This window comes from Clostridium sp. UBA5119 (genome assembly GCF_002414285.1).
Lineage (GTDB): Bacteria > Bacillota > Clostridia > Clostridiales > Clostridiaceae > Clostridium_J > Clostridium_J sulfidigenes.
This window is the reverse complement of sequence record NZ_DHYX01000005.1, coordinates 1,968-5,503: the sequence shown is the minus strand read 5'-3', so window position 1 is coordinate 5,503 and position 3,536 is coordinate 1,968. Positions and strand designations below refer to the sequence as shown.

3 protein-coding genes are annotated in these 3,536 nt (G+C 29.2%); 2 read left to right on the top strand and 1 reads right to left on the bottom strand.

What is annotated here, in order from left to right:
• A partial coding sequence (locus tag B2671_RS00195; protein WP_346868586.1) for an MATE family efflux transporter occupies positions 1-1,232 on the bottom strand: 1,232 nt, incomplete at its 3' end.
• A 315-nt stretch (positions 1,233-1,547) separates the two neighbouring features.
• On the opposite strand from B2671_RS00195, the gene B2671_RS00190 reads away from it, so the two are divergent.
• Positions 1,548-1,835 (top strand): DUF503 domain-containing protein, encoded by a 288-nt coding sequence (locus B2671_RS00190; protein ID WP_346868585.1) that lies wholly within the window; start codon positions 1,548-1,550, stop codon positions 1,833-1,835.
• A 261-nt stretch (positions 1,836-2,096) separates the two neighbouring features.
• Positions 2,097-3,536: ABC transporter ATP-binding protein (locus tag B2671_RS00185; RefSeq protein WP_346868584.1), on the top strand; the 1,440-nt coding region annotated here is incomplete at its 3' end.

Genomic DNA, 3,536 nt, shown 5'->3' with positions numbered 1-3,536 from the left:
TCAGAAAAGGTGGCAAACATAAAGTCTTTCATAGCTCCAGCTCCACGGAGAACACCATCACACACCATCTTAAGACCTACCACTAAATAAAAAGGTGCTAGGGTTCTTAGAAACTCAGTACCCACATTAATTACATTTATACTCTCCCTAGAATCTACAAACAAACCAATTAATTTTGGAGCAAAGATTAAAAATAAAATAAGAATTCCACCACATATACTTAAGGTTATAACTACTGCAGCTTTATATCCTTCTTTCACCCGGGAAATTTTCTTTGCACCAATGTTTTGTGCAGTGAAGCTAGAAAGTGCACTAGACATAGTGCTCATAGAAGTAAGAGCTATGGTATGAACTCTAAAGGCAGCAGAATACCCTGCTACGACTATGGCTCCGTAACTATTAACTAGACCTTGTACACAAATTTGACCTACAGATATAAAGGATTGTTGCATTATACTTGGTATAGCAATTCTACTTATACGTTTTAAAATATAACTACTAAAGTACGGATATTTTTCAGTGACTTTAATCTTACGTAATCTCATAATAAGACATACTATAGATAAGATAGAAGAAATACCTTGAGCAATAAAAGTAGCCCAGGCAACTCCCGATACACCCATTTTAAAAACTATAACAAATACTAGGTCTAAAATAATATTAAATATAGAAGAGAAAATTAAAAGATATAAAGGTGTTTTGGAATCTCCTAAACCATTAAATATGGCAGTGGCAGTATTATATAAAAATAAAAATATAATTCCGCTTATGTATATTTGTAAATAAAGGGCAGAATCAGAAAATATATTTTCTGGAGTATGAAGAAGTCTCATAAGAGGCTTACAAAAAACACTACCCAAGATAGTTAAAATAATGCTAAGACTAGTTAGAGATATTATAGCTGTTGAAATTGCAGATTTCATAGTAGTATATTTTTTTGAACCAAAGATTTGTGCAACTACTACAGAGCATCCCATACTAGAGCCTACAGCCACAGCTATGAATAGTGCAGTTATAGGATAAGAAGCACCTACAGCAGCTAAAGCATTTACTCCTATAAATTTTCCTGCTACAATACTATCCACAATATTATAAAGTTGTTGAAAAAGTGAACTAAGTAACATGGGAACAGAAAAAGTCCATAAAATTTTAAAAGGGTTTCCAATGGTCATATCAGTGATAGAACTATCTTTAATCTTATTATCCCTTTTAGTGATAGTTTCAGAGTTCATAATAGTTTACCTCCTCAAATGATATAATTATAGATTTTAATCTAAAATTTATAATTTAATACTAAGTTTATATATACATTAAGATAAAAAAATCCCCATATCATTATAGGATGTATGTAAAAGAAGAGCAACGAAGGATATATATAGGAATATTGTGATAAAATTAGAATAATAGGGTACATTGGAGGTAATTCATTAGATTTGCTCTAGGAGCCTTAATTATAGTAATATCAATAGGTTTACCATGTAAGAACATAACAATATTGAAACTGGAGAAATTAATATAAAATATTAAATTAATGGAGTGATAATACAATGAAAATATTAATAATGCGTGTTACGCTAAGAGCCTCATGGGTACATTCTTTAAAGGAAAAGAGAATGGTGATAAAGAGTTTAATGCAAAGACTAAGAAATAAGTTTAATATTTCTGTTGGCGAAGTTGATGAACAAGATATACATCAAACATTAGTTATAGGTATTGCAGGAGTTTGTGGAACGTCAGCTCTGGTGGATTCTACCATGGAAAATATAATAAATTTTATAGAAGAAAATACAGATGCAGAAATAATTAAAATTGAGAATGAGGAAGATGTGTTTTGATGTGGTATTAAATGGTGAAAAATTTTAGAAGATATTAAAAAGGGTAAAGTTGCAACACACATAGAGGAAATAAAATAATAAATATTAATAATTCTTTATGTAATTGTATTCACGGTTATAAATTCCATTGACTTCATAGTTAAGCTGTGGGTATTATATTCTAATAGTGGTAAATAATTAAAGTTAATTATAGAACAAATAATTAAATTATTAATTTATATTATTAGTATTAAAAAATATTTACAAAGGAGGAATTATAAAATGAAATTAATTTTAAAATACTTAAAAAATTATAAAATGCTTCTTATGATTAATATAATATCAGTATTTGGCTTTGCTTTAGTTGAACTTGGAATACCAACTATTATGGCTAAAGTTATTGACAAGGGAATAGCTAATGGTGATATAGAATATATAAAAACAATGGGACTTATAATTGTAGTTATATCTATAATAGGGGTTTTAGGGACAATATTGTTAGGATATTGTTCCTCTAAAATATCTACAAATGTAACTAGAGATATAAGGAATGATATATTTAAAAAATCACAGGAGTTTTCTCATAGTGAATATGATAGATTTGGTATATCATCAATGATTACTAGAACTACCAACGATGCATTTCAAGTAATGCAATTTATAAATATATTACTAAGATTAGCGTTGATTACACCAGTAATGTTTATAGTAAGCCTAGTTATGATACTTAAAACAAGTTCATCATTATCAAGTATATTAGCTGTTACATTACCATTTATAATTGTTGGTGTATTTATAATAGCCAAAATTTCCCATCCATGGTCAGAGATTCAACAGAAAAATTTAGATAAGTTAAACAGAATATCTAGAGAAAATTTGACAGGAATAAGGGTAATAAGAGCTTTCGGTAATGATGATCATGAAAGAGAAAGATTTGCTGAAACTAATAAGGACTATACTGAGATTTCAAAGAAGATTTTTAAGCTTATGTCTATATCTCAGCCAAGCTTTTTCTTAGTGCTTAATTTAGCAATTATATCCATATTCTGGATTTCTAGTAGCATGATAAATGTGGGAACTCTTCAAGTAGGACAATTAGTTGCTTTTATAGAGTACTTATTCCATGCTATGTTTTCGCTTATGTTATTTTCAACTGTATTTGTTATGTATCCTAAAGCACAAGTTTCATCTAATAGAATACAAGAGCTATTAGATGCTGAACCTATTATCAAGAATCCTGAGAATGGAATCAAGAAAAGTAATAATGAAGGAACTGTAGAATTTAATAAAGTTACCTTTACTTATCCAGATGGAGAAGTACCTGTGCTTAAAGATATTTCCTTTACAGCTAAAAAGGGAGAAACTATTGCGTTTATAGGAAGTACTGGTAGTGGAAAGAGTACACTAATAAACCTAATTCCTAGATTTTATGATGTTACTGAAGGATGTATAAAGATAGATGGGATAGATATTAGAGAATATGATTTAAAGACTTTACGTAAAAAAATTGGATTTATACCTCAAAAGACTAGGTTATTTACAGGAAGTATAGATACAAATATTAGATTTGGTAAAAAGAAAGCTACTGTAGAAGAGGTTGAATATTCTTCAAAGGTTGCCCAAGCCTATGACTTTATAATTAAAAAACCTAAGAAGTTTGAGGAGTTAATAAGTGAAGGGGGAGGTAATGTATCTGGAGGTCAAAAGCAAAGAATATCTATT